The organism is Streptomyces sp. NPDC050617, assembly GCF_040654795.1.
GTDB lineage: Bacteria > Actinomycetota > Actinomycetes > Streptomycetales > Streptomycetaceae > Streptomyces.
Genome location: NZ_JBFAIS010000015.1, coordinates 73777 through 100080 on the forward strand (window position 1 = coordinate 73777; position 26304 = coordinate 100080).

At 72.7% G+C, this 26304-nt stretch carries 26 protein-coding genes and 1 pseudogene; 16 read left to right on the forward strand and 11 right to left on the reverse strand.

From position 1 onward, the window contains the following. Nucleotides 1–128 precede the first annotated feature (128 nt). Both AB0I49_RS20845 and AB0I49_RS20850 read right to left on the reverse strand, forming a co-directional pair. The gene (locus AB0I49_RS20845; protein ID WP_363228495.1) at nucleotides 129–851 is read right to left on the reverse strand and encodes a methyltransferase; all 723 of its coding nucleotides are present in this window, start codon (nucleotides 849–851) and stop codon (nucleotides 129–131) included. Next, nucleotides 835–1719 (reverse strand): cyclase family protein, encoded by an 885-nt coding sequence (locus tag AB0I49_RS20850; protein ID WP_363228496.1) that lies wholly within the window; start codon nucleotides 1717–1719, stop codon nucleotides 835–837. Before AB0I49_RS20850 ends, AB0I49_RS20845 begins: the two co-directional genes overlap by 17 nt. 327 nt (nucleotides 1720–2046) lie before the next feature. On the opposite strand from AB0I49_RS20850, the gene AB0I49_RS20855 reads away from it, so the two are divergent. Continuing rightward, nucleotides 2047–2244 (forward strand): CsbD family protein, encoded by a 198-nt coding sequence (locus AB0I49_RS20855; protein WP_363228497.1) that lies wholly within the window; start codon nucleotides 2047–2049, stop codon nucleotides 2242–2244. A gap of 114 nt (nucleotides 2245–2358) precedes the next feature. Here the strand turns inward: AB0I49_RS20855 and AB0I49_RS20860 are convergent, their stop codons facing one another. The 4 genes from AB0I49_RS20860 to AB0I49_RS20875 all read right to left on the reverse strand — a co-directional run bounded on the left by AB0I49_RS20860 (nucleotide 2359) and on the right by AB0I49_RS20875 (nucleotide 6979). Next, on the reverse strand, nucleotides 2359–3216 hold the full coding sequence (locus AB0I49_RS20860) for an endo alpha-1,4 polygalactosaminidase (protein WP_363228620.1): 858 nt from the start codon (nucleotides 3214–3216) through the stop codon (nucleotides 2359–2361). Nucleotides 3217–3419: 203 nt separating this feature from the next. After that, nucleotides 3420–4781: an MFS transporter gene (locus AB0I49_RS20865; RefSeq protein ID WP_363228498.1), complete on the reverse strand. Its 1362-nt coding sequence runs from the start codon at nucleotides 4779–4781 to the stop codon at nucleotides 3420–3422. Then, entirely contained in the window at nucleotides 4778–5395 is a 618-nt protein-coding gene (locus tag AB0I49_RS20870; protein WP_363228499.1) for a winged helix-turn-helix domain-containing protein, read from the reverse strand. The genes AB0I49_RS20865 and AB0I49_RS20870 overlap by 4 nt, the downstream gene beginning before the upstream one ends. Before the next feature lie 132 nt (nucleotides 5396–5527). Then, nucleotides 5528–6979, reverse strand: a complete 1452-nt coding sequence (locus tag AB0I49_RS20875) for an amidase (protein ID WP_363228621.1) — start codon at nucleotides 6977–6979, stop codon at nucleotides 5528–5530. Between the two features lie 139 nt (nucleotides 6980–7118). Here AB0I49_RS20875 and AB0I49_RS20880 point away from each other — a divergent pair, with 139 nt between their 5' ends. Continuing rightward, entirely contained in the window at nucleotides 7119–7751 is a 633-nt protein-coding gene (locus AB0I49_RS20880) for a helix-turn-helix domain-containing protein (RefSeq protein WP_363228500.1), read from the forward strand. An 83-nt stretch (nucleotides 7752–7834) separates the two neighbouring features. Here AB0I49_RS20880 and AB0I49_RS20885 read toward each other — a convergent pair whose 3' ends face one another. Then, entirely contained in the window at nucleotides 7835–8380 is a 546-nt protein-coding gene (locus AB0I49_RS20885; RefSeq protein WP_363228501.1) for an HAD domain-containing protein, read from the reverse strand. 36 nt (nucleotides 8381–8416) lie between these two features. Continuing rightward, complete coding sequence (locus tag AB0I49_RS20890) at nucleotides 8417–9463, reverse strand: aminoglycoside phosphotransferase family protein (RefSeq protein ID WP_363228502.1); 1047 nt, start codon at nucleotides 9461–9463, stop codon at nucleotides 8417–8419. A gap of 217 nt (nucleotides 9464–9680) precedes the next feature. Here AB0I49_RS20890 and AB0I49_RS20895 point away from each other — a divergent pair, with 217 nt between their 5' ends. Further along, complete coding sequence (locus tag AB0I49_RS20895; protein WP_363228503.1) at nucleotides 9681–10481, forward strand: acyl carrier protein; 801 nt, start codon at nucleotides 9681–9683, stop codon at nucleotides 10479–10481. Here AB0I49_RS20895 and AB0I49_RS20900 read toward each other — a convergent pair. Next, nucleotides 10462–10827, reverse strand: a pseudogene (locus AB0I49_RS20900) (DUF2264 domain-containing protein); the annotation flags it as partial. The gene AB0I49_RS20895 and the pseudogene AB0I49_RS20900 overlap by 20 nt on opposite strands. A 261-nt stretch (nucleotides 10828–11088) precedes the next feature. Here AB0I49_RS20900 and AB0I49_RS20905 point away from each other — a divergent pair. The 7 genes from AB0I49_RS20905 to AB0I49_RS20935 are packed head-to-tail and all read left to right on the forward strand — an operon-like array spanning nucleotide 11089 to nucleotide 18969. Then, nucleotides 11089–11940, forward strand: a complete 852-nt coding sequence (locus tag AB0I49_RS20905) for an SDR family oxidoreductase (RefSeq protein WP_363228504.1) — start codon at nucleotides 11089–11091, stop codon at nucleotides 11938–11940. Between the two features lie 53 nt (nucleotides 11941–11993). Then, the gene (locus tag AB0I49_RS20910) at nucleotides 11994–12659 is read left to right on the forward strand and encodes a non-canonical purine NTP pyrophosphatase (protein WP_363228505.1); all 666 of its coding nucleotides are present in this window, start codon (nucleotides 11994–11996) and stop codon (nucleotides 12657–12659) included. 10 nt (nucleotides 12660–12669) lie between these two features. Further along, the gene (locus AB0I49_RS20915; protein ID WP_363228506.1) at nucleotides 12670–15348 is read left to right on the forward strand and encodes an MBL fold metallo-hydrolase; all 2679 of its coding nucleotides are present in this window, start codon (nucleotides 12670–12672) and stop codon (nucleotides 15346–15348) included. Further along, on the forward strand, nucleotides 15345–16601 hold the full coding sequence (locus tag AB0I49_RS20920) for a deoxynucleoside kinase (RefSeq protein WP_363228507.1): 1257 nt from the start codon (nucleotides 15345–15347) through the stop codon (nucleotides 16599–16601). Before AB0I49_RS20915 ends, AB0I49_RS20920 begins: the two co-directional genes overlap by 4 nt. Further along, complete coding sequence (gene moaA, locus AB0I49_RS20925) at nucleotides 16573–17607, forward strand: GTP 3',8-cyclase MoaA (protein ID WP_363228508.1); 1035 nt, start codon at nucleotides 16573–16575, stop codon at nucleotides 17605–17607. Before AB0I49_RS20920 ends, moaA begins: the two co-directional genes overlap by 29 nt. A 46-nt stretch (nucleotides 17608–17653) precedes the next feature. Then, nucleotides 17654–18673, forward strand: a complete 1020-nt coding sequence (locus AB0I49_RS20930; RefSeq protein ID WP_363228509.1) for a 5'/3'-nucleotidase SurE — start codon at nucleotides 17654–17656, stop codon at nucleotides 18671–18673. Continuing rightward, nucleotides 18670–18969, forward strand: a complete 300-nt coding sequence (locus AB0I49_RS20935) for a hypothetical protein (RefSeq protein ID WP_363228510.1) — start codon at nucleotides 18670–18672, stop codon at nucleotides 18967–18969. Before AB0I49_RS20930 ends, AB0I49_RS20935 begins: the two co-directional genes overlap by 4 nt. Here AB0I49_RS20935 and AB0I49_RS20940 read toward each other — a convergent pair. Continuing rightward, nucleotides 18930–19616 (reverse strand): DNA methyltransferase, encoded by a 687-nt coding sequence (locus AB0I49_RS20940; protein WP_363228511.1) that lies wholly within the window; start codon nucleotides 19614–19616, stop codon nucleotides 18930–18932. The two genes, AB0I49_RS20935 and AB0I49_RS20940, sit on opposite strands and share 40 nt — an antisense overlap. Nucleotides 19617–19768: 152 nt before the next feature. Then, nucleotides 19769–20428 (reverse strand): peptide deformylase, encoded by a 660-nt coding sequence (def, locus tag AB0I49_RS20945; RefSeq protein ID WP_363228512.1) that lies wholly within the window; start codon nucleotides 20426–20428, stop codon nucleotides 19769–19771. A gap of 82 nt (nucleotides 20429–20510) precedes the next feature. On the opposite strand from def, the gene AB0I49_RS20950 reads away from it, so the two are divergent. The 6 genes from AB0I49_RS20950 to AB0I49_RS20975 all read left to right on the forward strand — a co-directional run bounded on the left by AB0I49_RS20950 (nucleotide 20511) and on the right by AB0I49_RS20975 (nucleotide 26282). After that, nucleotides 20511–21116 (forward strand): helix-turn-helix domain-containing protein, encoded by a 606-nt coding sequence (locus AB0I49_RS20950; RefSeq protein WP_363228513.1) that lies wholly within the window; start codon nucleotides 20511–20513, stop codon nucleotides 21114–21116. A 236-nt stretch (nucleotides 21117–21352) separates the two neighbouring features. Further along, entirely contained in the window at nucleotides 21353–21772 is a 420-nt protein-coding gene (locus tag AB0I49_RS20955) for a cysteine/serine endopeptidase inhibitor (protein ID WP_363228514.1), read from the forward strand. A 143-nt stretch (nucleotides 21773–21915) separates the two neighbouring features. Further along, complete coding sequence (locus tag AB0I49_RS20960) at nucleotides 21916–22926, forward strand: LacI family DNA-binding transcriptional regulator (protein WP_363228515.1); 1011 nt, start codon at nucleotides 21916–21918, stop codon at nucleotides 22924–22926. A 136-nt stretch (nucleotides 22927–23062) separates the two neighbouring features. Beyond that, nucleotides 23063–24448: an extracellular solute-binding protein gene (locus AB0I49_RS20965; RefSeq protein ID WP_363228516.1), complete on the forward strand. Its 1386-nt coding sequence runs from the start codon at nucleotides 23063–23065 to the stop codon at nucleotides 24446–24448. Continuing rightward, nucleotides 24448–25401 carry a sugar ABC transporter permease gene (locus AB0I49_RS20970; RefSeq protein WP_363228517.1) on the forward strand — a complete coding sequence of 318 codons (954 nt, stop codon included), beginning with the start codon at nucleotides 24448–24450 and terminating at the stop codon, nucleotides 25399–25401. The genes AB0I49_RS20965 and AB0I49_RS20970 overlap by 1 nt, the downstream gene beginning before the upstream one ends. Further along, nucleotides 25401–26282, forward strand: a complete 882-nt coding sequence (locus tag AB0I49_RS20975) for a carbohydrate ABC transporter permease (RefSeq protein WP_363228518.1) — start codon at nucleotides 25401–25403, stop codon at nucleotides 26280–26282. The genes AB0I49_RS20970 and AB0I49_RS20975 overlap by 1 nt, the downstream gene beginning before the upstream one ends. Nucleotides 26283–26304: the final 22 nt, after the last annotated feature.

Here is a 26304-nt window from a genome sequence, read left to right on the forward strand (position 1 = left end):
TACCGGTGATCCCGGTCCGTCCGCCGGTCCGAGGTCCGACGGACCGGCGCGGGCAAGATTCGCCGACGCGCGGCGCTTTCGCGCCGAAACGCCTGTCAAGAGACCCGATGGGGTGACGCGGCGCGGCATCACCGCCGACGACGGGCCGGGGTCAGCTCCAGGAGCTGGAACTCCACGGTCGTGTGCAGCTCGCGGACCTCGGAGCGGAGTGTGGAGAGAGTCAGCCCGTACGTATCGCACAGCTCCCTCAGATGCTCGTGGTTGCCGACGTCGCTGAAGCCGAGCAGGAGCCGGCCGCCGGGGGTCAGACGGGTCGGCGCCTCGGCGAGGAAGCGCTGGTGCGCGGCGTATCCGGGGTCGAAGAACGCGTGGTGGAGCATGGTGTCGAGGGGGAAACCGGCCGGCGGCTCCACGTAGTTGGAGTTCCAGAAGACGACGTCGAACGCCGCGTCCGGGGGCAGCGCGGCGAACAGGTCGCTGTGGACGGCGGTGAGCCGGTCGGCGACGCCGTGCCGGCGCGCGTTGGCGCGGGTGTTCTCGACCGCGGCGCGGTTGATGTCGACGGCGACGACGCGGCGGCAGCCGCGCAGCGCCGCCCAGACGGCCGTGACTCCGGTGCCGCAGCCGACCTCCAGGAAGGAGCCGCCGGGCGGATAGGGGAGCCAGGCGGTGAACATGGCCGTCACCGGGGTGAATTCGGGGGAGAAGACGCCGGGGAAGACGTCCCATTCCTTGCGCAGCGCGGTGAAGGTGCGGGGCCTGCGCGTGGTGTGTTCCTGGTGGCGGCGCAGCAGTTCGCGGCTGCGCTCCATCCCCGGGTCATCGCTCATCTGCTCATCGCTCATGCTCATCGACTGGCTTCTCGACCTTCTCGACCTTCTCGACCTTCTCGACCTTCTTGACGTCGCCGACCTTCTCGGCCTTCTCGGACCTCTCGGCTTCCTCGGCCTTCCCGGACCTCTCGACCAGGGCGAGGACGCGGGCCGGGCTGCCGGAGCCGCCGACGATGGGGAGCGGCGCTGCCAGCACCATCGAGCCCGTGACGGGCAGCCGGTCCAGGTTGCGGAGCTGGGTGAGCCCGTACTTCCCCGCGCCGAGGAGGTGCCAGTGGCAGGGGAACGGCCGGTCGGCGAAGGACCCGGCGGCTCCCGCGTCGATGCCGACGGTCTCCACGCCGATGCCCAGCACCGATGTCTCCTCGGCCAGCCAGCGGGCGCATTCGGGGCCGATGCCGGGGCTGTGGCCCCCGTTGAGGAACCGGTCGCGGTCGCCCGCGCGGGCGTCCCAGCCCGTACGGAGCAGCAGCCAGCCGTGCTCGGGCAGCGGACCGTGCCGTTCGGCCCAGCCGTCGAGGTCTTCGCGGGTGAGCAGGTAGTCCGGGTCCGCGGCGGCCTGGGCGCGGAAGTCGAGCACGGCCGCGGGGCCCACCAGCCGGGCCGGCGGTACGGACGCGACGTCGTCGAGGCCGCGGCCGGAGAGCCAGTGGACGGGGGCGTCGAAGTGGGTGCCGGTGTGCTCCGACAGCCGGAGGTTGTTCCAGTAGAACTCCGGCCCGTTCGCGTCGTACCGGCTGATCAGCTCCCTTTCGAACGGCCGGGCCTGGCCCAGCTCGGGGGGCAGCTCGATGACGGGTGTGCTCTCGCTCAGCGGGGTCGTGAGGTCGACCACCTCCACCGCACCGCTCAGGAGCGCCGATGCCAGGGGGTCCAGCAGGGCCATGTCCACGCCTTTCGGTCAGGTTGCTGAGTCATGCCCCGGATGTCGGGATGGTGCACCCGCGGAGCCGCCTGGTCGATACACCGGTCATGCGCCCGTCGCCGCGCGCCTGCGGGGGCCGGCGCCGACCCGACCAGCGGTGATCCGGCCCATGCCCTCGGATGAGGACGGTTGGGCGGCGGAATTCCGGGCACCCGCACCTGCATGCTCCCGAAGGGGCGTGAACGGCAGATGTCGCGAGCAGAGCTGACATAGGTCTCCGATGGACCTCATAGCGCCATTTGTACTACTTTGGGTTCGTCAGTGATCCAAGACCGTGAGGAGTCTCCCGTGGGTGAGAACAGCGCGATGGACAAGATCAAGGGCAAGGCGAAGGAAGCCGTCGGAAACGCGACCGGCAACGAGCGCATGAAATCCGAGGGCAAGACCGATCAGGCCAAGGGGAAGGCCAAGGGCGCGGTCGACGACTTGAAGGACCGCGCCGACGGAGTGAAGGACTCGTTGAGCGGCGAACGCGACGAATCCTGAGCGAGCCGGATGGCTCCCGAACAGCGGACGAGGGGCGCTGCCGCACGGCAGCGCCCCTCGTCCGCAACTCATCGCCAGTAACGCAAAATATCGCTCATTCAGTGGCGCGCTTCATCAGCAGCGCTTGGAGACATATCCCTTCTTGCCGGCGGGAACCACATCGCGGTCGCGCAGATTGACGGAGAGATCCTTGCCCCAGGACGTGCAGGCGGCCGCGAAATCGTCCTTCTCGTACTCGATGGCGAAGACCTTGTTGTCATAGGCGTCCATGAAGTCCGGGCACTCCTTGTAGTGCGCGCATTCCTCGGCGACGGCGAAGTCGAAGCCGATGTCCTCGTGCTGCTCAAGGAGGTCGGTGGTGTTCTTCTGGGCGATGGCCAGGCCCTTGTCGTGGGCCCGGCGGGTCAGGAGCTTGGCGAATTCCGCGGCGTCCTCCACGGTGAGCAGGTCGTGGGAGCGCTCGTAGGAATCGAGGTTGTCGGGTTCCACGGCGTCGAATCCGGCACTGGCGCAGCCGTCGATCCAGGGGCCGACGATGTCGAGGAGGTCCTTGCGGTTCTCCGGGGTGGAGATATCGAGGAGCGGTTCCTTCCAGGGGCCGTCGACGACGAGTTCCTTATGGGAGTCGCGCAGGAGAAGGTCGTCGTGGTTCTCCTTCCACCAGTCGATCGCCTTGCCGGGCTGGGTCTGATAGGCGTTGACGTAGCACACGTTGTAGAGGCCCTTGGCCGGTTTGGCCGTTCGGTCGCGGGACACCGCCTGAACACCGTCCGGGGGCGTGTACGGCCCGCCGATCTGGTAGTCGAAAGAGGCGTTGGCCTGAGGCAGGCGGATATCTTCGCCGGACTTCGCGGACGCGCTCTGCTCGGCGGCCTTCGAAGGCGTTTCGGGCGCGGACTTGGACGCGCCGGCGGAACAGCCGGTAATGAGCGCCAGGGACAGAGCCAGGATTCCGGTGGACCGGATGGGCATGGAGAGCACGGGCTCAGCTTTCCACAGTGATCGCCCGGATTCGAACATAGCCTGTGTGATTCTGTCGTAGCGGAGGTGTCCGCTCCGGTGCCGCGGCGAAGCTCTCCGGCTCCACGGCGGTCGCCGGACGGTGGCGAACTTCCCGGTCATAAGGGGTGGCCGGGCGGCGTCGAGCCCGTCGGGAGGGCGCGGGGAACGCCCGTTCAGTGCGGGGGCGAGACCGGTTCGCGCGCCGAATACCGCGGTCCGTTCGATTCTGGCTCCGGTCGGCGGCGCGATGTCGGCAGGTCCCTGGACCGCCCGATCGGTGAGAAGACCAGGATCAGCGCGGCCAGCGGGATGCCCGCCGTGGTGATCCACATCGCGGCGCGCGGACCGAGCTCGGCGCCGAGCGCGCCGCCCAGCAGCGCCCCGAGCGGGATCGTCCCGTAGTTGAGGAACGACGTGGTGGCGGTGAGCCGGCCCAGCAGCTCGGGCGGGCAGTAGCGCTGCTGGAAGCTCGCCTTGATGACGTTCCCGGCCACGACGCCGGCCGAGACGCAGAACCCGCCCGCCACATAGAACAGGACCCCGGCGCCGCCCGTGGTCAGCGGGATGAGCAGGGCGAAGAGGGAGAGCCCCAGCTCGAAGAGGAGCGTCGCGCGGGCCGTACCGACCCGCCCGGCGACCCGGCGCGCGGCGAAGGCCCCCGCGACGCCGCCGGCGCCGGCCGCCGCGACGAGCGCGCCGACCGAACCGGAGGGCAGCCCGACGGTCCTGACCAGAAAGACCACATTGATCGACTGGTACCCCATGAGGGCGAGGTTGGACGCCGCGCCGAAGAGCGTGAGCGTACGGAGCCAGGTGTCGCCCGCGACCAGCCGCAGCCCCTCCGCGAGCTCACCGGTCAGAGCGCCGCGGGGCCGCGCCGTCCCGTCGGCGGCATCCGTCGGCCCGGTCCTGGCGGCGCGCGGCCGGCGGGCGGGGCGCGGCTCCGCGTGCCGGATGCCGGACAGGCACAGGAGGGACACGAGGAACGTCGCGGCGTTGGCGAACATCCCGTTCACCGCCCCCGCGAACTGCGCGATGACGCCGCCGGAGCTGAGCCCGGCGATCTGCGCGGCGGAGGCGCTGCCGTGCAGCTTGGCGTTGCCCTCGGGCTGGTCGGCCGGTTCCAGGAGGGTAGCGAGATAGGCGGTGTAGGCGGTCTGGAAGAACACCGTCGCCGTACCGGTCAGCAGGGCGACGGCCAGCAGCAGGCCGATGCTCAGCAGGCCCGTGGCCGCCGCGACCGGCACGGCGGCGAACACGACGAGGGAGACCGCGGCGGCGGTCAGCATGATCGGCCGGCGCCGCGTCCGGTCCACCCACACCCCGACCGGCAGGCCGATGACCAGCCACGGAGCCCAGGCGGCGGCGGTCAGCAGCCCGACCTCGAACGTGGCGGCGTGCAGGACGGATACGGCGATCAGCGGCATCGTCACCCCGGTGACGGCCGCCCCGAACTTGCCGGCCGTCTCGCCGCACCACAGCAGCCGGAAGTCGCGGTGCCGCCGCAGCAGCCCGCCGCGTACGACCGCGTTCACGACGCGGAGCCGCGTTCGTGGCGGGGGAAGGACTGGAGCTGTACGACCACGGGCAACGCGTCCGGATCGGGTACGGCATCCGGGGCGGGGGTGTGGCGGGCGACGACGGCCATCAGCTCCGCGTTGAGCGCCGCCAGCTGGTCCGGCGTCATGCGCAGGTCCGGCCAGTCGGCGACGGTGCCGGCGGTGCGCCAGGCGTCGTCCCAGTCCTCGCTGATGTAGCTGGTGACGCGGCTGAAGTACTGCTGCACGAGCTCGTGCAGATAGACCGACAGCGCGCCGCGGGATTCCGGCTCGTCGCGGAAGTCGGCCATGTTCAGTTCGTTCGTGGCGTCCACCCGCCGCCACCAGCGCTCGCGCTTCGTGCCGCGCCCGGTCTCCTCCTCGATGAACCCGTGCTCGGCGAGATGGCGCAGGTGCCAGCTCACGGTCCCGGTGTTCTGCCCGACGCGCTCGGAGAGCCCGGTGGCGGTGGCGGGCCCGTCCAGACTCAGCAGTTCGAAGATCTGCATCCGCAGCGGGTGGGCGAGCCCGCGCAGGCTGTGCGCGTCGAGGCGGCGGGTGGGCTTGACGGGGGGCTGTGTGGCGCCGGTTTCAGGCTCTTCGGAAGGCATGGCGGGACGGTACGCAATGCAGAGACTCCTCTGCAAAGGATTATTTGCAGAGGAGTCTCTGTAGAAGCGTGTCGGTGGTCCCGCGTAAGGGCCGGCCGGAGCCCGCGCGGAGCAAGGCTCCGTCGCCGCGCCTCAGCCGTCCGTGCGGTTCCCCGCCCACACCGCCGGCGTCCGGTCCGACCACGGGCTTGCCTGTTCGAGCTGTGCGGCGAGACGGAAGAGGCGGCCTTCGCGGCCGTATCCGGCGGCGAACTGCATGCCGACCGGGAGCCCGGTCGCGGCGTCGGCCGTCACCGGCACGGACATGGCGGGCGTGCCCGCCGCGTTGAACGCCATGGTGAACGGCGAGCGGTCGTTGAGGCGGTCGATCCAGCCGAGGCCGTCCAGGGCGTCGCCGCCCTCGGCGTACGCGCCCAAGGGCATGGGGAGTTCCGGCACGGTCGGGGTGAGGAGGACGTCGTACGCGTCGAAGGACCCGGCCAGGCTCCGGGCGACCCGGTTCCGTATCGCGAGGGCGGCGACGAGCTGGGCGCCGCTGACCTGCTGACCGTAGCGGTATCCGGCGAGGGTCTCGGATTCGAGGGTCGAGTCGTCGATCGGCCGGCCGAAGGCGGCGGCCAGTTCGTCGACGGAGGCCGCGAGGTTCGCCGCCATCAGACGGGCGTTGGCCAGGACGAACTCCTCCCAGCCGGCCCCGAGGCCGACCTCGGCCTCCTCGACGTGGTGGCCGAGGGATTCGAGCAGGCGCACGGCACGGGCGAGGGCTTCGGCGACCGGCGCGGCGGTGCGGCGTCCGCCCCAAGCCTGCGGGAGGACGCCGATGCGCAGCGGGCCGGGGGAGCGGGTGATCTCCTGCGTGTAGGGCCGGTGCGGCTCCTGGGCGAAGTAGGGGTCGCCCGGCTCCGGGCCGCGGATCTGGTCGAGCAGCGCGGCGCTGTCGCGAACCGTGCGGCTGACGCCGCCCTGCACGGCCAGGCCGCTGAACACCTCGTCGGCGTCGGGGCCCATGGAGATACGGCCGCGGGTGGGCTTCAGCCCGAAGAGGCCGTTGTAGGCGGCGGGGATGCGGAGCGAGCCCGCGGCGTCGGTGGCGTGCGCGATCGGCACCACTCCGGCGGCGACCGCCGCGCCCGCGCCCCCGCTGGAGCCGCCCGCGCTCCGCTCCAGGTCCCACGGGTTGCGGGTCGGCCCGTACAGCACCGGTTCCGTCGTGATGCTGTAGGCCATCTCCGGTGTCGTCGTACGCCCGAACGTCACGAGGCCGGCGCGGCGGAAGCGCCGCATCAGGAAGGAGTCGGCGCGGGCGGTGTTGCCGGCGGCGAGGCGGCTGCCCAGTTCCAGCCGCCGTCCGGCCATGGTGACCCCGATGTCCTTGACCAGGAAGGGGACTCCGGCCAGCGGCGCGCTGCCGGGGGCGGGCCCGTCGTCGGCCGGCCAGGTCTCCACGATGGCGTTGATGTGCGGATTGACCGCCTCGGCGGCCTCGCGCGCGGCCGTTTCCAGGTCGGCGGGGGTCACCTGGCCGTCGGCGACCAGCTCCGCGAGTCCGACCGCGTCGAAGCGTACGTACTCGGCAACTCTCACTGTCACTCCCAGAGGAAAGAACGATACCGATAGGTCCCTAGCGATACCCAACGGTATCGCACGGGACGGACTGGTACCGTAGCAGGGGCTGAGACCCCCGCAGTCAGGCAACCGACCGACCGGACGTCACGGAGCAGTCATGGCATCGACCGAGAGAAGACCGAGCAGGGTGGCGAAACTGCCGCCGCGTGAGCGCATCCTCGACGCGGCGGAAGAGCTCTTCCAGAGCGAGGGAATCCGGCGGGTGGGCGTCCAGGCCATCGCCGAGAAGGCCGAGACCACCAAGATGGCGATCTACCGGCACTTCGACACCAAGGACGCGCTGGTCGCGGAGTGGCTGCGGATCGTCGCCGCCGACTACCAGGCGGCCTTCGACCGGGTCGAGGCCGAACACCCCGACCGGCCCGCCGAGCAGATCCTGGGCCTGGCCCGCTTCATCGCGGAGGGCCTGCCCGCGATCTCCCACCGGGGCTGCCCCTTCATCAACTCCCTCGCCGAACTCCCCGACCGCTCCCACCCGGCGCGCCAGGTGATCGAACAGCACAAGGCCGACCAGGCCCGCAGACTGACCGCCATGTGCGCCGCGGCCCGCCTGCCCGACCCCGGACAGGCCGCGGCCGAAATCACCTTCCTCCTCGAAGGCGCGCAGGTCAGCAAGCAGAACGGAAGCATCGTCCAGACCGGGGACCGGCTGATGAGAATCATCGAGGGAGTCGTGGACCGCCACCGCGCCGCGTCCGGCGCCGCACAGGAGGCCGCGTCCGGCGCCTGACCTGTCTGACCCGCCTGACCCGCCGGACCCGCCGGACTCGCCGGACCCGCCGGAAAACCGTCACGCGCCCGAGTCGCCCTGAGTCACGAACCGGTCCGGCCGGCGGACGCGGCGGCTCGCAGCCACGCTTCGAGCGCCGGGAAGTCGTCGTCCGCGAGTCCTCGACGGGGGTCCACGGAGTACAGGAGGGCGCGACCCGGGCAGCGCTCCTCGACCCAGGCGCGGTCGCGGTCCGTGATCTCGTCGTCGACCCAGGCGAACGGTCCTCCGGCCGCCCAGCGGAGAAGGGTTCGGGTCTTCCAGTGGAGCCCGTCCCGCCCCTCGTCCTCGGACGGGTCCGGCCACGCCACCACGGGCGCCTCCGGCAGGCCGAGCCACGGCGCGACGCACGCGTTGGCGTCGGACATCCAGGTCGTGGCCCACACCAGCTCGCACGGCAGAGCCGCCAGCCGTGGCCCGTAGGCCGGGTTGGCCCTGGTCAGCAGCGGGTTCGCGCCGCCCCCGCGCGGCACGGGCCGCGCCGCCCGGTAGGTCGGGTACCCGTCCGGAAACTGTTGCCGCGTCGCCCCGAAGGGGATGAGAGGGCCGTCGACGTCGAGAAAGAGGAGAGGCAGCGGGGAATCGATCACGACGGAACGTTAGCCGCCGCCAGGGCCGCGCGTTCCCTACGGCCGTTCGGCCGGGACCGGTTGGAGGGCCGGCCAGCGGGTGAGCATGCGGCGGCGCATGTCGGCGGTGAGGGTGCTGACGCGGGTGAGGGCGGGGTGGGCGGCGGTCATGCGGCTGACCACGGCGAGCCGGTGGGCGAGTCGCCGGCGGGCGGTCGCGGTGCCCCATTCCCAGTCCTCGTGCGGGACGCGGGCGAGGTGGTCGGCGCCTTCGCGGTGGGCGCGTTCGACCAGGGCGTCGCCGCGCAGCAGCCAGCCGGCGCACGCGTCGGTGAGGTCGCCCTCGGGCTCGGAGCCCGTCGCGGTCCGCCAGGCCGTACGGTACGCGCGCTCCGCCCGCTCCAGCAGCGGCACGGACGCCGACGTGACGCACCAGCAGGTCGGGAAGCCGATGCGCGGATAGGCCAGTTCCATCAGGCCGTTGCCCAGTGACGCCTGCTCGAAGTCGATGAACCTGACCCCGGCGGGGGTGTGCAGGTCGTTCCCCGGACACGGGTCCCCGTGGAGGAGGGCGTTGGCCGGGGCCCGGTCGAGGCGGGACACGAGGTCGTGCAGCTCATCCGAAACCCCGGCCGGGACAGGGGCCTTGAGGGATTCGGCGAGCCCGAGGAAGGACTCGACGTCCGTACGGTTCGGGCCGCGCCATCGGGGGAGCGTGCCCGCGTCCTCCGGGCGGGCAGTGGCGTGCAGCCGGGCCAGCGCGGTCGCGTAGCCGACGATCCAGTCGCCGGACGGGCGCCGGTGCTCCAGATGTTCCAGTACGAGCATCCGCTCCCCGGCATCCGCGGCCAGCAGCGCGGCCGCCACGGGGACTTCGGAGCGGGCCGCGAGCCGCTGGGCCGCGACCTCACGGGCGTACCGCTCGTCGGCGCCGGGGCCCTCGACGAGCTGCTTCACCACAACCGACGATCCGAAGCAGCCCGGTGTTCGCGGCAGTTCGACGTGCCACACGCGCGAGCGGGGGCTGCTCTCCAGCCTGCGGACGCGCCTCGGCGACCCCAGTTCGGCCCGCAGGCCGTCCCCGAACACCAGTCGTGATCCCATGGGGGAGCATCCTTCCACGCGCCCGCCGTGAGCGTCGGTGCGAGTGAGGGGCGCAGCGACCTCGGGGCGGTCGCCGCTCCTGTCGCAGAAGACCAGCAGACGACCAGCCGTTGAACAGCCCATGCACTCTCCGCGGCCCCTACAACCACGCACGTCACTCCGCACGTCGAAGCGGGTGCCGGAACCACCGGCGACCCACGACACCAGCGGAGCCCATGTGAATACGCGCATCCCCCTCGCCCGGCTCACCACGGCCGTCGCCCTCGCCATGGCCACCACCGCCATCGGCATACCGGCCGCCCACGGAGCCGCCGCCGAGCCGGCGGACCCCTTCAAGGTCACCCTCTCCAGCAGCGCCGCGACGACCGACTTCTCGCACCGCACCGTCGACCTCACCGGAACGGTGACCCGCGCCGACGGCACCCCCGCCGCCGACGCGCCGGTCCAGCTCAGCGAGAACGTCACCTTCGACACCTGGAACCCGTGGGGCGACCCCATCGACCCCACCGAGCGGGAAACCCGCAGCCTCGGAACCCTCCGCACCGACGCCGAGGGCCGGTTCGCGCTCCGGGGAGTGCGGGCGGACCGCTGGGAGAAGAAGCCGAGCAAGTTCCTGGCCCCCAGCCACGAGGTGGAGTTCCGCGCGGCGTACGACCCCGGCGACCCCGACGACGGGCACTTCTTCTTCGCCGACACCTCGGTGGCCGTCCAGCCCGTCGCCGGCACCATCAGCTACAAGGTCGACAAGACCACGGTGCACCCCGGCGACACCCTCACCGTCACCGGCAAGGTCGCATGGCCCGCCGGGCACGGGCCGGTCAAGGGCACCCGCGTCCTGCTGCGCACGTACTACGAGACCGAGACCAACGCGCAGACCACCGCCGACGCCAACGGCAATTTCACCGTCCGCGCCAAAATCGGCAAGGACGATCACGATTTCGTCCTCTTCTCCGCCCCCAAGGACTACTACATCGCGGGCGCGACCAAGGAACTCCCGGTCAAGAACGTCCCCCGGTGACGACGGGCCGCGAAGCGCCCGGCCTGATCAGCAATTGACGCTCTCCGGGCGCTGCTTCCAGGCGCACCGCTAGGCCGTCGACCGTCACGGAAACGCCAGGCGGAAAAAACACCTCGTCGAGGGCGAGGGCGAGGGCGAGGGCGAGGGCGGGGGAGTCCCGGCCGTTCGGGTCCGCGCCCCCGGCCCCGGCGAGGCGGACGGTGACCAGGAGGAAGCCGCGGGCGAAGCCCTCCAGGCCGCCGACGCGGCGACCGGACCAGCTGGGCGGCCCCGGCGGGTGCACCCCTGCCCCGTACGGGCTCATGTACGGCAGCAGCGCGTCCGACAGGTGGTCGGCCTCGTCCTGCCTCCGCGCCCGCGCCCGCCCGGTACGGGGGGAGGACGAGGCGGGGCGGGGGCTCCGGAGACCTGCTCAACTCGCGGCCGTCCTTTCTGGCCGGGCCGGGGGACCGCCGGTACACAACTGCTCGCGCGAGGCCCGGCGAGCCTCCTGCGGTTGCGGATGGTGATGATCTCGTCACTATGAGTATGTGTAGGCGGCTCGCTCATGCCGCGAGCGCCGCACCATCGAGTTCCAGCGCCGCACCATCGAGTCTTGGGGCCAGTCATGACAGCGCCGATCACCACCTCCGGCAGCACCGCGCCGGCCGCGCGGCGACCGGCGCGGGACTTCGCCGGCGCCACCTGCGTGATCACCGGGGGCGCGTCCGGCATCGGGCGCGCCACGGCCCACGCCTTCGCCGCGGCGGGCGCCCACGTCGTCCTCGTGGACCGGGACGCCGAAACCCTGCACCGTACGGCCAAGGAGCTGGAGGGGACGGCCACCGAGGTGGTCGGCGACATCTCGCGGCAGGCCGACTGCCGCGCGGCGGCGCGGGCCGCCGAGGCCGTCGGACTGCCGGTGCGCGCCCTCGTCAACTGCGCCGCCGCGTTCCTGGCGCGCGGCGAACGGGCCCGACCCGAGGACTGGGACCGGAGCCTGGGCACGAATGTCAAGGGCAGCGCCATGATGACCGCCGAAGTCGGGCCCCTGCTGCGCCTGACCTCGGGCGCCGCCGTCGTCAACGTCGCGTCGATCTCGGGGCACATCGCGCAGCCCGGCCAGTGGACGTACAGCGCCGGCAAGGGGGCGCTGCTGGCGCTGACCCGCTGTCAGGCGCTCGACCTTGCCGACGACGGCATCCGCGTCAACAGCGTCTCGCCGGGCCTGGTGTGGACCCCCGAAGTCGAGCGGATGACGGGCGGCGACCGGGCGGCCTGGGGGCCCGTACTGGGCGAGCACCACATGCTGCGGCGGGTGGGGGAGCCCGAGGAGATCGCCGCCGCCGTGCTCTTCCTGTGCGGGCCCGGCGCGACCTTCATCACCGGCGCCGACCTTCCCGTCGACGGCGGCTACCTCGCCATGGGCCACAGCCGATCGGAGCCCGCGCCGCTGCCGGGGCGGCGCGACGACGAATGACCCCCGTCCGCCATCCCCAATGCCCCCCGTTCGCCGCCGCTGAGGAGTTCCGCATGCTGCAAGCAGTCCTGGCCACCGCCAACGCGGCCAAGGCCGCGGAGATCCGGGCCCTGCTGCACGGCTGCCTGGACCTCCTGCCCCGGCCCGCGTGGCTGCCCGACGTCGTCGAGGACGGTGCGACCGCCGAGGAGAACGCTTACCTCAAAGCCGCCGCGGTGGTCCGCGCCACCGGGCGCCTCGCCGTCGCCGACGACACGGTGATGGAAGTGGACGCGCTCGGCGGCGCCCCCGGACTGCGCTCGGCCCGGTACGCGGGCGAGGGCGCGTACGACGCCGAGAACGTGGCGAAGGTCCTGGCGGAGATGGCGGGCGTACCCGTGGCGCACCGCGGCGCGCGCGTGCGGACCGTGGCCCTGCTCTGCCATACGGACGGCCGGCGGGTGGTCGGCGAGGGCGTGGCGCGGGGGTACATCGCCGAACGGCCGCGCGGCGACGCCGGCTTCGGCTACGACGCCGTGTTCGTGCCGCAGGACGGGGACGGGCGCACCCTCGGCCAGATGACGGCGGCGGAGAAGTCCGCCCTGTACTGCCGGGGGCGCGCCTTCCGCGGCCTGGCCGAACGGCTGCGGATCAGCGCGCACCGCCCGGAGGGCCGCCCGCGAGGCGGGGAGGACCGCGTCACGTCCGGCGGCGTCGGCCGCGCCCCGCGGAATCTGTGAGGAGGCCGGTATGTCCGTAGCGATCGAGGTCGCGGGGCACGCGACGGTGCTGGTGCGCGCCGGCGGCTTCACGCTGCTGTGCGATCCGCACCTGCGCGACAGCTACCGCGGCGGGCTGACGGGCTTCGCCCCGGCCCGGCGGATCCGGCCGCGGGCCCTGCCCCGCCCCGACGCGGTGTGGATCTCCCACTCCCACCGCGACCACTTCGACATCGCCTCGCTCCACCTCCTGGACCGCGCCCTCCCCGTCCTGCACCCCGACGACCCCCGCATCGCCCACGCCCTGCGGCGGCTCGGCTTCACCGACACGACGGTGGTGCGCGACTGGATGACGCTCGCCCCGCGCCCGGGGCTGGAGCTGATGTGGACGCCCTCGACCTTCGACGGCCCGGAGCACGGCCTGGCCGTCCGTACGCCGGACTGCTTCGTGTGGCACATGGTCGACAGCCTGACCACCCCCGCCTGGGTGGACCGGCTGACGGACACCGGGGCGCCGGACCTGCTCCTGACGCCCTGTCAACCGATCATGGAGACCCGCAGCGTGGAGGGGGAGCCGCCGGGCGCGGACGCCGACTGGGCGGAACCGCTGGCGGAGCTGCTGTCCCGGGCCCGCCCTGCCTGCGTGGCCCCGCTGCCCGAGGGGCAGTACGGGCTCGGCGACGCGGCATGGCTCAACGCCCACAAGTTCCCCGTACCGCCCGGCCTCGTGGACCGGGTCCTGCGCGCGGACGACCCGAACCGGAAGATCCTGCGCCCCGTACCGGGAGACCGCATCACCGTCATGTCCGCGCCGGACCCAGGGGGGACCGTACGGCGCGGCGTGCGGCGGGAGCGGAACGCGCTGGCGTGGGCACGGGCCACGGGCGAGCCCCGCGACCGCACGTACCACCCCGGCTCCCGGATCGGGCCCCTCGCCGCGGAAGACCGGGCCGTCCCGGCCGCGCGCCTGCTGGAACAGCTGACGGGACTTCCCGCCGACCGCGGTGATGGTAGTGACCGCGCCGAGTCCACCCCGTCTCCGATGACCGCCCTCCAGGAACTCGCCGCCGCCGCGCACGGCCGATTGCGCGAGACCGTCTACCGCTTCGTCGTGGTGGACGCCCACGCGCGGCCCTCGGCCGTACGGACCATGCGGCTACGGGCAGGGGGCGGCCTCACCGCGGAACCGCCCGCGGCCGTGCCGGACATCGAGGTGGCGGTCGCCGCCGGAGACCTGGAAGAACTCCTGACCGGCCGGCTGGGCTACTCCGCCGCGCAGTACGGAGGCCGGCTGCGCGAGATCCGCCCCGGCCTCGCCGCCGACCCGGCTCCCGGCCCGGCGCTCATCACCAGCCGGCACGACCCGCTGCCGGCGGACGGGCCGGTGGCCCTCTCCGGCATCGGGCTGTTCGCGCTGCTCCTCCGCACCCGCCTCGGGTCCCCGCTGGCGGAACTGGACCGCGAGATCGAGGCGTGCCTGTACGGGCGCCCGGCCCGGCCGCCCGGCGCGGCCCGCGCCCGTACGCTCCACCCCTCGCCCGAACTCCCCCCGATTCCGTCGCGGGACCTGCCGGTACAGGACGCCGTATGGACGCGCATCGCCCGGTGCCTGGCGCGCGGCGAGGATCCGAGCCTCGCCTCGGGGACGGTCGCCGACGGGGGGCGGCGCCGCTACGTCGGTGTCCTCGGGCGGGCGCCGTGGCCCGCGCCGCGGGCCCAGCCGGACGACGACACGGGGTTTCTGCTGCTGGCCTGCCTGGTCGAGGCGCAGCCGCACCTCGGCGGCGGCGTGCGTTTCCCCGCCGACTCCTACCGCCGGTTGCTGACCAACATCGAAACCTCGCCGATCCGCCGGTGGCGCCTGCTGCACGCCCTCCCCGAAGGGGTGCGGGCGCCGCGATGGCGTGCCGCGTCGCTATTCCCCGTCTCCGCCGGCCGGCTCCGCGCCGACCTGGCGCGCCGGGGGTGGCGCGGCGAGATCCTCGACCCCCCGGGGGCGCTTGAGGGGAAACGTGTGGAGGAGCGCTGGTGGCTGGGCCTGCCGCCGGTACGGGGAACGGGCTCGGCGAGCCGCGTCCTGCGGGTGGAGGAGTCGCCCGGCTGCCTGGTGCGGGGCCTGGTCGAAGCCGGGCCGGAGGGGGCCGCCGCGCTTCTCGGCGCGGACCGGCCGGGCGGGGGAGACGTGCTGGAGCGACCCGACTTCCGGGTGCGGGCGTCGCTTTCGCCTGCCGCCGGAACCGCAGGGGCCGCCGGGACGGACGGGACGGCCAGGGCCGCCGAAACTGCAGGGGCCGCCGAAACCGCAGGGGCCGTCGGGACGGCCGGGACGGCCGAGGCCGCCGAGGCCGCCGTCAGGGACGCGCTGATCCGCGGTGACGTGCGCTTCTCCTGGCTGCTGCCGCCACGGGAGACCCGCGCCCGCGCCGGGCGGGACGTCGACCCGGTCGCCTTCGCGGAGCGGGTGGCCCTGCTGACCCTGGCGCAACTGGCCCGCACCCGAGCGAAGGACGGGGCGATGGACGGGGCGATGGACGGGGCGATGGACGGGGCGATGGACCTCCGGCACGCCGGGCCCGCGCCCGCGCCCATCCACCGCGCACCAACCCTCGACCCCCTCGCGGCCCCAGCCCCCGCCCCTGTAGCGGAACCCGCCCCCGCCCCAGCAGCGGACCCGGCCCCCGACCGCCGCCTCTTGCCGACCGAGCCGTGAGGAACGCGATGCTCACCGACCTGCCGCCGGGGCACCGCCCCGCCCACCGACGCGCCGCATGCCTGATCCTCGACAGCCGGGGCCGGGTCCTGCTCGCCGATCCCGGTCCGAACGCGGAATCCGGGGCCGCCGGACTCCCCTGGACCGAGGTCCCGCCCGGAGGCATGGCACGGCAGGCCGCCGCGGCCGCCGCCGGCCGGGCCTGCCGACAGCGCGTGCCGGCCGCCCGATTGGACTACCTGGCCGAGCTGTACCTCCCCGCGGGGCCGCACGGTGAAGTCCCCTATGACCTGCGGGTGTTCACCTGGCGGCGCAGCATGGACACGGGCCAGGCCCCCGGCCCCGGCCTTCGGTGGCGGGCGCTGGACAGCATCGCGGACGGCGAGCTGGAACCGGCGGCCGCGCACTGTCTGGGCAAGGAGGCGCACCGGTTCTCCCGCCCGGCGGCCGAACCGGACCCGTCCATGGCCGACGTGCCCGTGGCCGACATCGAGCGGGCGGCACGTCGCCTGATCGATCCGGTCCCGGCCCTGTGGCGGGAGGCGGCGCCGGCCCCCGTCGTGCTCCTGGGCCCGCCCGCCGTGGGCAAGAGCACGCTGCTCAAACGGCACACCGCCCGCGCGCCGCGGACCCACCACGTCCGGGACATCGTCCCCGTCAACCGCGGCCGGGGCCGCGGCGGGGCGCGGGAGAACTACCTGACCCGCTATCTGCGCGGCGACAGCGGCTCGGCCCTCCTCTGCCAGCTGGAGACCCTGCTGCTGCGCGTCCTGCAGAACCTGCGCACCGGCAGCGGCAGCGTGCTCGACCAGGACGTGCACAGCTCACTGGCGTACGCGAAGGCGATGCGGCTGAGCGGCGCGCTGAGCGCGCAGCAGTACGAGACCTACTACCGCTACCACCACCTGATCACCTCGGCGCTGCCGCCGCCGGCGGCCGTGGTGCACCTGACGGCCCGTACCGACGTGCTGATGCGCCGGATGCGGCGGCGGAACCGCGTGCTGGAGCGCTCCTTCACCAGTTCCTATGTGTCCCTGGTGTCGCAGTGCTTCGAGGACGTGGCCGAGGAGCTGTCGTCGCGCGTGCCGGTCCACCACCTCGACGCCTCCGAGCTGTCCCCCGACCAAGTGCTGGAGTACTTCCGGGAGTTGCTCCCGGAAGCGGACTCCGCCCCCATCACCGGACGAACCGCCCACAGTCCCGCGCAGAACAGGAGCAGCAGCCATGGCCGCACCCACGTACGACTGGCGTAACCCGGGCCCCGCCCCCACCGAGGGCCCGCTCGCCGACACCTTCGGCCGCGTCGCGGGCGACCTGCGGATCTCGGTCATCGACAAGTGCAATCTGCGCTGCACGTACTGCATGCCGGCCGAGGGGCTGCCCTGGCTGGAGAAGGACGAGATCCTCACCGTCGACGAGATCGACCGGCTGGCGCGCCTCTTCCACTCCCTGGGCGTGCGCGAGTTCAAGATCACGGGCGGGGAGCCGACCGTACGCCGCGAGCTCCCCGAGATCGTGCGCCGCGTCTGCGCGCTGGAGGGGGTGGACGTCTCCATCACCACCAACGGGCTGCTGCTGGACAGGCTCGCCGGGCCGCTGCGCGAGGCCGGACTGCGCCGCGTCACGGTCTCCTGCGACTCGCTGCTGAGCCACCGTTACGCCGAGATGACCCGGCGGGACGCCTTCGACAAGGTGTCCGAGGGGCTGGAGGCCGCGCGGGCGGCGGGGCTCGACCCCATCAAGATCAACTGTGTGGTCATCCGCGGCACCAACGACGACGAGGCGGTCGACTTCGCGCGCCTGGCCCGCGAGGGCGGCTACGACGTGCGTTTCATCGAGTACATGCCGCTCGACGCCGAGAAGACCTGGGAGCGCGACAAGGTGGTGCCGGCCGAGGAGACGCTGGCGGCCGTCTCCGCCGCCTTCGACCTCGTCCCCGTCGCCCAGGACTCGCCCCAGCCGGCCACGTCCTTCCGGTTCGCCGACGGCGCACCCGGCGCGCTCGGCTTCATCCCCTCGGTGACCAACCCCTTCTGCGAGAGCTGCAACCGCATGCGCGTCACCGCCGAAGGGGCCTTCCGCGTCTGCCTGTTCGCGCTGGAGGAGACCGACCTGCGCGCCGCGCTCCGCTCGGGCGCCGACGACCCCGCGGTGGAGCGGATGATCCGCGAGGCCCTCTGGCACAAGTGGCCCGGACACAAGATCAACCACCCCGACTTCGTCCGCCCCGACCGCAGCATGTCCATGATCGGCGGCTGACCCCGATGCGCCGCCCGGCCCGACGGCGCCGGGGGAGGAGCACCGCATGACCGCAGCCGCCAGAGTCCTGGTGACCAACGACGACGGCGTGGCGGGCGAGGGGCTGCACCGGCTCGCCCGCCGCCTCCGCGACCAGGACTTCGACGTGGTCGTGGCCGCCCCGGAAGAGGACGAGAGCGGCTGCGGCACCAGCCGCGCGGTCGCCGCGGACGGGCTGGTGCCCACCCGGCTCCGCGCCCCGGCGGGCCTGGCCGGCATCCCCGTCCACGCCGTGGCGGCCCCGCCGGGGCTGATCGTGGCGGCCGCCTGCCAGGGCGCCTTCGGCCCCGCGCCCGACCTGGTCCTGTCCGGCATCAATCCGGGGGCGAACATCGGCCCGGCCGTGCTGCACTCCGGCACGGTCGGCGCCGCGCTCACCGCGATCCAGTACGGGCGTCCGGCCGTCGCCCTCTCCCTCGGCCACGGCGCGCCCTACCACTGGGACACGGCGCTCGACGTCCTCACGGCCGTACTGCCCGCGGTCCTCGCCCGCGCGCGCGACCGGCGGCAGCCGCCGCCGCTCTGCAATGTGAACGTGCCGAACGTGCCCGCGCACCGGCTGGCCGGAGTGCGGCACGCCGGGCTCGGCGCCCACGCGGACAGCCGCCTCACCATCCAGCGCCTCGGTCCGGAACTCCTCCACGCCGCCCACCAGCCGGCCGCACCCCGCGACGGCGGCGAGGCCGCCCTCCTCGCCGCCGGGTACGCGACGGTCACGCCGCTGCGACCGGTCGGCGAAGACACCGCAGTGCGCTTCGCGCTCCCCGCCGCCGACCAGGAACGCGCCCCCAACCAGGAACGCGCCCCCAACCAGGAACGCGCCCCCAACCAGGAGCGCGCCGTCGGTCAGGAGCGTGCCCCCGACCAGGAGCGCGCCGTCGGTCAGGAGTGTGCCGTCGGCCAGGAGTGTGCCCCCGACCGGGAACGCGCCGTCGCCCAGGAACGCGTCGCCGGCCATGGGCCCGCCGGAGGGCAGCGCCCCGCCCCGCGCGGACGGTCCGCCGCACTCGCCCAGGACCCCTCATGACCCGCCGCGTCGTCTCCTTCGCCTGGGGCCGGGGCCGGGGCCGGGGCCTGGGGCACGTCTCCCGCCTCATCGCCGTCCACACCGAACTCCGGTCCCACGGCTTGGACTCGCTCCTGCTCACCGAGCGCCACCAGCGGCTCATCGACGACCACGGCCTCCGCCAGACCGTCATCCCCACCGACGCCGACAGCCGCCGCGCACGGGACCCCCGCCGCGAACGGAGCCTCCGCCATCGCCCGCGACCTGCTCGCGGCCGTCACGGCTCGTGGCGGAACACCAGGACGTGGGTGTGGTGATAGCCGGGAGCCGCGTGGTCGGACCCTGTCTGCACGAAGACGATGTCCTCGCTGAAGTGGAAGAGCTCGCCGAGCAGCGTGCCGAACTCCCACACCAGCGGCCGGGTCCAGCGCCACTCGGGACGCCGCAGCTGGGACACCTCGACCGCCACCGTCGCCCCCGGTGCGAGAAAGCGCCTGAGACTCGCGAAGATGCGTCGCGCGTCGTCGAGATGGGTCTCGCGGCCGTCGCGCCCCACGGAGGTACGGAAACTGGTGAACGGGGGGCTGGTCAGCAGCAGCGTGAACGGCGGCCACGGCCCGGCGTCGACGTGCTCCGCGTCCGCGACGAGGAGGCGCGACGGATCGGGGAGCCGTGCCTGGGTGAAGGCGGCGCGCTCCGCGTCGCGCTCGAACCCGACGCCCTCCCGGCCCAGCCGGCCGGCTGCCGCGAGCGTCGTGCCGAAGCCGCAGAACGGGTCGAGGACCCAGTCTCCGGGCCGGGAGAAATGCTCCAGCACATACTCGGCGAGGGATTCCGGAAAGCGCATGTCCGTCGGGCCCGGAAAGTCGAGGGGTTCCAGCGCCCCGTCGATCATCTGCCAGGAGCGACGGCCGGCTCGCCCGCCGTCGCGCACTGTCGAGGCCGAAGCCGGGACATCGGTCATGGATTCGCTCCCCGCCACCCGCCGCCACCACTCGGACGTCCGTCACGCCGACCGGACGGATGCTTCGAACTTCCCCCGTCCCCGCGCGCACCGCCACCGCTGCTCCGCCATCCGGCGCCGGCGGCCCCTCCGACGCCCCCCTCGACCCCTCATCAGCCCAGATCGGCGGCCTTGGCGGCGCGACGGGCGTAGACCTCCTCGCGGCGGTCCGCCATCTGGCGCAGCGCGTCCTTGCGGTCGCGCTTGGAGAGCCGGTCGAGATAGGTGTGGCCGAGGAGATGGTCGCACTCGTGCTGGAGGCACCGGGCGAAGTACCCCGTCCCCTCGACGACGACCGGCTCGCCGTCCTTGTCGAAACCCCGTACGACGGCGCGGTCGGTGCGGTGGACGGGCATGGTCGCGCCCGGCACGGAGAGGCACCCCTCATGGTCGTCGACGAGGCGGCGGTCGTCCGGGCCGGGCAGTTCGAGGACCGGGTTGGCGATGTGGCCGACGTGCCGGATGCCGGCGTCGTCCGGGCAGTCGTACACGAAGAGCCGCAGGTCGACGCCGACCTGATTGGCGGCGAGGCCGGCGCCGTCGGCCACGTACATCGTCCGGAACATGTCGTCGATCAGCGCCGACAGCTCGGCGGAGCCGAACTCGGCCACCTCCCGGCACCGGCGGCCGAGGACCTCTTCGCCGATCTCCGTGACCCGGCGCGCCGAGCCGCGCCGCGCCTCCGCCGGCAGCTCCGGGTACGAGTCGACGGGCCGGCCCTGCACGCGCACGCGCCGGTCGAGGGGGTGGGACGGGTCGTGATGAACGGACATGACGGTGGTGTCTCCCCATATTTCGCGCGCAGCATGCGGTCACGGCTTGCCAGGAGCTTTGCAAAGTAGCAGACTTTGCAAAGTGACCGAAGACGACCTCACCACCCCGCCCGGCCGGACCCGCGACGGCGAGGGAGACGAGGGCGGCGGACTGCGTGAGCACGAGGTCCGTACCGCCCTGCTGGCCCTGCTGGGGGAAGTCGGCACCGTCACCGCGACCGAGGCGGCCGCGCGGCTCGGCTACAGCTCCGGACTCTGCTCGTTCCACCTGCGGCAGCTCGCCCGCCACGGCCAGGTGGAAGAAGCCCCGCACAGCGGGGGGCGGGCCCGGCCCTGGCGGCTGCGGCGGCGCGGGTCCGGCGCCGACGGCGGCGCGCCCGCGGCGGAGTTCGGCGACCTGGCCCGCGGGCTGGAGGACGAGAGCTGGCGGCGGTGGGTCGCCCGGCGCGATCAGGCCCCGGCCGAGTGGCGCCAGGAGGAAGCCTTCAGCGCGGTCGCCTACTTGACGCCCGACGAGATGAGCCGGGTCGCGGCCGTCCTGCGGCGGGCGCTCGCCCCCTACCAGGACCGCGAGCAGCGCCCGTTGGCCCGCCCCGCCGACGCCCGGCCCGTGGCACTCATCTCCCGGCTGTTTCCGCTGCTCCCCGAGGCGGAGAACGACGCGCAGGGCGAGGCGGACGGCGGCTGAGACGTCAGGGAACGCAAGGGGCGGGGGAGCGGAGACCGGACCTCCGTTCCGGGCCAAACTCACCGAATATATCCGCTAGTTCCGGACAGTTGTGCCCATTGAGGGTTGTGAGGCGGTCGGAGTCCATGACACTCATGTGCTCGGGAGAGCTCCGAGATCCACCGCCTCCCGGGCAACGGCACCTGCCCCGAGCACCACCCCGGAACGACCCGGATGAACTCGGATGAGGAGAAGCCATGCGCGCATCCCTACGCTGGAGATCCACGGTCTGCGGCGTGATCGCCGTCACCGGCATAGCCCTCGGCACCGGAACGGCCCACGCCGACATACCTATCGGCAAGACCATGACCGGCAAGATGACCTTTTACAACGACAAGGGCTACGGCGCCTGCGGCACGTATATCGACCCCACCGCCCAGGACCTGGTAGCCGTCTCCGCCGCGTGGTGGACCTCGGCCAACCCGAACAACGACCCGCTCTGTTCGGGGATCAAGGTGCAGGTCACGTACAAGGGCAAGACCATCACCGTGCCGGTCCGGGACAAGTGCCCCTCCTGCCCCTCGACCCACATAGACCTCGGCCAGGCGGCCTTCCGCAAGCTGGTGCCGGCCGGCACCGACATGGTCCCGCAGGTGAATTGGAAGTTCGTCCGCTGAACCGGTCCCTGCTGGCCGTACTGAGGTAGCAACTCCCGTGACGGCCGCCCGGATTCGCCCGCCGTTCATGACCACTCGCAAGCCGCGCAGGGAACGTGACACTGGCGCAAGCGGCCTGCAAAACTTGCGCTAATGTTGCGTGTATGACGCGACGACTTGCGCTGGTGGCGAAGAAGGTGGGCGTCTCCGAGGCGACCGTCAGCCGGGTGCTGAACGGCAAGCCCGGAGTCTCGCAGGGCACCCGGCAGGCGGTGCTCACCGCGCTCGACGTCCTCGGCTACGAGCGGCCGACGCAGCTGCGCGGCGAGCGCGGCAAGCTCATCGGGCTGGTGCTGCCCGAGCTGTCCAACCCCATCTTCCCGGCGTTCGCCGAGGTCGTCGGCGGCGCCCTCGCCCAGCGTGGCCTGACCCCCGTGCTCTGCACCCAGACGCCGGGCGGCATCCAGGAGACGGACTATGTGGACCTGCTGCTCCAGCAGCAGGTCTCCGGCGTGGTGTTCGCGGGCGGCCTGTACGCGCAGGCGGACGCGGCGCACGACCACTACCGGCTGCTGCACGCCAGGAACCTGCCGGTGGTGCTGGTCAACGCGCCGATTCCGGGGCTCGACTTCCCCTGCGTCTCCACCGACGACGCGGTCGCCGTGGAGCAGGCGTGGCGCCATCTCGCCTCGCTCGGGCACGAGCGCATCGGCCTGGCGCTCGGCCCGTCCGACCACGTGCCCTCGCGGCGCAAGCTCGCCGCCGGTCAGGCCGTGGCGCGCGCCGCGGGCGCCGAGCTGCCGCCGGAGCGCGTGGTGCGCGGGATGTACTCGATGGAGGGCGGCCACGCGGCGGCCTCCCGGCTGCTGGACGCCGGGGTGACCGGCATCGTCTGCGCCAGCGACATCATCGCGCTGGGCGCGGTGCGGGCGGCCCGCCGGCGCGGGCTGCGGGTCCCGGAGGACGTCTCGGTGGTGGGGTACGACGACTCGCCGCTGATGACGGTCACGGAGCCGCCGCTGTCGACCGTACGGCAGCCGATCGACGCGATGGGCCGTACCGCGGTGCAGCTGCTCACGGCGCAGATCGACGGCCGGGAAGTGGTCCGCGACGAGATCATGTTCGAGCCGGAGCTCGTCGTACGGGGCTCGACGGGCCCGGCCCCGACGAGCTGAGCCCGCCCGATCGGCTGAACTCTCCATAGCTGTCAGTATTTTGCAAGTTCTGCGTGACATCTTGCCCTCCTCCGGCCCCGGTGCTTGAGTGTGCGCCACCGCTCACCGCATCGCCCACGCCCGGAGGGGTCCACCGATGTCACCCACGCCGTCTTCGACAAGCCGCTCCCTCGTCCTCGCCTCCGCCGCCGTTCTCGCCCTCACCGCACTGACCGCCTGCGGCACCAGCAGTGACAGCGGCGGCGGTGACGACGGCGCGCCGGGCGGCAAGGTGAAGCTCGCCGTCAACGGGCAGCCGCCCACGACGCAGGCGTTCGAGCGCAAACTCTTCGACCAGCACGTGCGCCGATTCGAGCAGGCCAACCCCGATATCGACATCGTCCCCCACGAAGGCTTCATGGACCCGAAGACCTTCAACACCAAACTGGCGGGCGGCAAGCTGGAGGACGTCTTCTACGTCTACTTCACCGACACCCGCGGCCTGATCGCGAAGAAGCAGGCGGCCGACATCACCGACTACCTCACGGACATGCCGCACCGCGGCGACGTCCGGGACGAGCTGATGAAGGTGTTCCAGGACGACAGGTCCCGGCAGTTCGGCCTGCCGACCGCCAACTACTCCATGGGCCTGCTCTACAACCGCGCGCTGTTCGAGAAGGCCGGGCTCGACCCGGACAAGCCGCCGCGGACCTGGGCGGAGGTGCGCGCCGCGGCGCGGCGGATCGCGCAGCTCGGCGACGACACCGCCGGCTACGCCGACTTCTCCAAGAACAACCAGGGCGGCTGGCACTTCACCGCCGAGCTGTACTCGCGCGGCGGCCGGATGGCCACCGAGCAGGACGGGAAATGGAAGGCCGCGTTCAACTCGGCGGCGGGCAGGGCCACCCTCCAGGCCCTGCACGACATGCGCTGGGAGGACGACTCCATGGGCAGCAGGCAACTGCTCCAGGCCGAGGACGTCCAGCGGATGATGGGCAGCGGCAAGCTCGGCATGTACGTCTCCGCCGCCGACAACATCGCCGTCATCGCCAAGCAGTTCGGCGGCGCGTACCGGGACTACGGCCTCGCGCCCGTACCCGACGCCAAGGCGACGCTGATCGGCGGCGAGGGGTACATGGTCAACCCCAAGTCCTCGCCGAAGAAGATCAGGGCCGCGGTCACGTGGCTCCAGTGGAAGTACCTCAACCCGGATCTCGTCGAGCGGAATATCAAAGACAATCTGGCGGCCAAGCTGCCCGTCGGGCTGCCCATGCCGCCCACCCCGGACATCTGGAAGGGCTCCGTCCGCGACCGGGTCGAGAAGGCCAAGCGCACGTACGCCAACGTCCCCGTCGGCAACTACCAGTCCTTCATGGAGGCGTCCCCCCGCGTCCCCGGCCTGATCGAGCCCCCGGAGGCGCAGCGGGTCTACGCCGCGCTCGACAACGCGATGCAGGCCGTCCTCACTGAGAAGGACGCCGACATCGACGCGCTCCTCGCCGCCGCCGAGAACAAGGTCGACCAGATCTACAGCGCGCTCTGATGGCCGCCGCGCCCGCGCTGGAGCTGACCGCGCCCCCGTCCCGGCCGCCCGCCGCCGAGCGGGAGCGCCGCGCCGCCCGCCGCCGCCGTTCGGTGCGCGAGCACCTGACCGCGTACGGATTCCTGTGCGCCGCCGTGGCCGTCTTCGCGCTGTTCTCCTGGTGGCCGATCATCCGCAATGTGCTGCTGAGCTTCCAGCACGTCAACTTCGCCACCGGAAACACCTGGGCGGGCACGGCCAACTTCGAGAAGCTGTTCCGCGACCCGCTGCTCGCCACCGCCTGGCGCAACACCGCGCTGTTCACCGCCTACGCGCTGGTCCTGGGCTTCCTCGTGCCGTTCCTCACCGCCGTGCTGCTCAACGAGTTCCGGCACGCCCGCGCGTACTTCCGCGTCCTCGTCTACCTCCCGGTGATGCTCCCGCCGGTCGTCGTGGCGCTGATGTGGAAGTGGTTCTACGACCCGGGGCCGGGGCTCCTCAACGAGGTGCTGCGCACCCTCCACCTGCCGGCGTCCGGCTGGCTCGACTCCGCCTCCACCTCACTGGTCTCCCTGGTGGTCGTCTCCACCTGGGCCAACATGGGCACCGCCACCCTGATCTACCTGGCCGCCCTCCAGACCGTCCCCGGCGAGCTGTACGAGGCGGCGGAGCTGGACGGCGCGAACCTCTGGCAGCGGCTGCGCCACGTCACGATCCCGCAGACCCGGTTCGTCCTGCTGGTCCTCCTGCTGCTCCAGATCGTCGCGACGATGCAGGTGTTCACCGAGCCGTACGTGATGACCGGCGGCGGCCCCGACGACTCCACGGTCACCGTGATGTTCCTCGTCTACCGCTACGCCTTCGTCTACGACGACTTCGGCACCGCGAGCGCGCTGAGCCTGCTGCTGCTCCTCGTCCTCGCCGCGTTCTCCGCCCTCTACCTGCGCGCCACCCGCGGCGCCAAGGAGGACTGATGACCGCCTCGACCCGTACGCTCGTCCGCCCCGGCGTGCTGCGCACCCGCAAGGGGAAGCTCGTCTACTGGTCGGCGCTGGCCGTGGCGCTGGCGCTGTTCACCGTCGCCTTCCTCGTCCCGCTGTACTGGGCCGCGACGGGCGCGATGAAGTCCTCGGCCGAGCTGGCGCGGAACCCGCCCACCTACGTCCCCGAGCACTGGCACCCCGAGAACTACGCCCGCGCCTGGCGCGAGATGGACCTCACCCGCTACTTCCTCAACACCGTGCTGCTGGCGGGCGGCGCCTGGCTCATCCAGCTCGCGGTGCAGGTCCCCGCCGCGTACGCGCTCTCCAAACTGCGGCCCCGGTTCGGGAACGCGGTACTGGGGCTGATGCTCGTCACCCTGATGATGCCCGCCACCGCGCTGCTGGTGCCCGCCTACCTCACGGTCGTCGACGTACCGCTCGTCAACCGGAACCTGATCAACAGCCCCAGCGCCGTCTGGCTGCCCGCCGCCGCGAACGCCTTCAACATCTACCTCCTCAAGAACTTCTTCGACCGCGTCCCCGACGAGCTGCTGGACGCCGCGCGCATCGACGGGTCGGGCCCGGTCGGCACGATGTGGCGGATCGTGCTGCCGCTGTCCCGTCCGATCCTCGCCGTGGTGTCGATCCTCTCCGTCGTCGCCGCGTGGAAGGACTTCCTCTGGCCGCTGCTCGTCCTGCCCGACCCGGCGAAGCAACCGCTCAGCGTCTTCCTCCAGCGCGTCGCCCAGGACACCCCGCTCAACAGTCTGGTGGCGGGGCTGGTGATGGCCTCGCTTCCGCTGATCGCGCTGTTCCTGGTCTTCCAGCGGCAGATCATCGCCGGCCTCGGCGCGGGCGGACTCAAGGGCTGACCCCGCCCCTGAGACCGCCCGT

What these genes read in the sequence shown, in the direction of transcription:
- AB0I49_RS20890 (WP_363228502.1), bottom strand. Translation starts at nt 9,463, where the DNA reads ATGGGATCACGACTGGTGTTCGGGGACGGCCTGCGGGCCGAACTGGGG.
- AB0I49_RS20970 (WP_363228517.1), top strand. Translation starts at nt 24,448, where the DNA reads ATGGCCGCCGCGCCCGCGCTGGAGCTGACCGCGCCCCCGTCCCGGCCG.
- AB0I49_RS20960 (WP_363228515.1), top strand. Translation starts at nt 21,916, where the DNA reads ATGACGCGACGACTTGCGCTGGTGGCGAAGAAGGTGGGCGTCTCCGAG.
- AB0I49_RS20915 (WP_363228506.1), top strand. Translation starts at nt 12,670, where the DNA reads ATGTCCGTAGCGATCGAGGTCGCGGGGCACGCGACGGTGCTGGTGCGC.
- AB0I49_RS20850 (WP_363228496.1), bottom strand. Translation starts at nt 1,719, where the DNA reads ATGGCCCTGCTGGACCCCCTGGCATCGGCGCTCCTGAGCGGTGCGGTG.
- AB0I49_RS20860 (WP_363228620.1), bottom strand. Translation starts at nt 3,216, where the DNA reads ATGCCCATCCGGTCCACCGGAATCCTGGCTCTGTCCCTGGCGCTCATT.
- AB0I49_RS20880 (WP_363228500.1), top strand. Translation starts at nt 7,119, where the DNA reads ATGGCATCGACCGAGAGAAGACCGAGCAGGGTGGCGAAACTGCCGCCG.
- AB0I49_RS20975 (WP_363228518.1), top strand. Translation starts at nt 25,401, where the DNA reads ATGACCGCCTCGACCCGTACGCTCGTCCGCCCCGGCGTGCTGCGCACC.
- AB0I49_RS20870 (WP_363228499.1), bottom strand. Translation starts at nt 5,395, where the DNA reads ATGCCTTCCGAAGAGCCTGAAACCGGCGCCACACAGCCCCCCGTCAAG.
- AB0I49_RS20905 (WP_363228504.1), top strand. Translation starts at nt 11,089, where the DNA reads ATGACAGCGCCGATCACCACCTCCGGCAGCACCGCGCCGGCCGCGCGG.
- AB0I49_RS20930 (WP_363228509.1), top strand. Translation starts at nt 17,654, where the DNA reads ATGACCGCAGCCGCCAGAGTCCTGGTGACCAACGACGACGGCGTGGCG.
- AB0I49_RS20845 (WP_363228495.1), bottom strand. Translation starts at nt 851, where the DNA reads ATGAGCATGAGCGATGAGCAGATGAGCGATGACCCGGGGATGGAGCGC.
- moaA (WP_363228508.1), top strand. Translation starts at nt 16,573, where the DNA reads ATGGCCGCACCCACGTACGACTGGCGTAACCCGGGCCCCGCCCCCACC.
- def (WP_363228512.1), bottom strand. Translation starts at nt 20,428, where the DNA reads ATGTCCGTTCATCACGACCCGTCCCACCCCCTCGACCGGCGCGTGCGC.
- AB0I49_RS20965 (WP_363228516.1), top strand. Translation starts at nt 23,063, where the DNA reads ATGTCACCCACGCCGTCTTCGACAAGCCGCTCCCTCGTCCTCGCCTCC.
- AB0I49_RS20935 (WP_363228510.1), top strand. Translation starts at nt 18,670, where the DNA reads ATGACCCGCCGCGTCGTCTCCTTCGCCTGGGGCCGGGGCCGGGGCCGG.
- AB0I49_RS20910 (WP_363228505.1), top strand. Translation starts at nt 11,994, where the DNA reads ATGCTGCAAGCAGTCCTGGCCACCGCCAACGCGGCCAAGGCCGCGGAG.
- AB0I49_RS20940 (WP_363228511.1), bottom strand. Translation starts at nt 19,616, where the DNA reads ATGACCGATGTCCCGGCTTCGGCCTCGACAGTGCGCGACGGCGGGCGA.
- AB0I49_RS20955 (WP_363228514.1), top strand. Translation starts at nt 21,353, where the DNA reads ATGCGCGCATCCCTACGCTGGAGATCCACGGTCTGCGGCGTGATCGCC.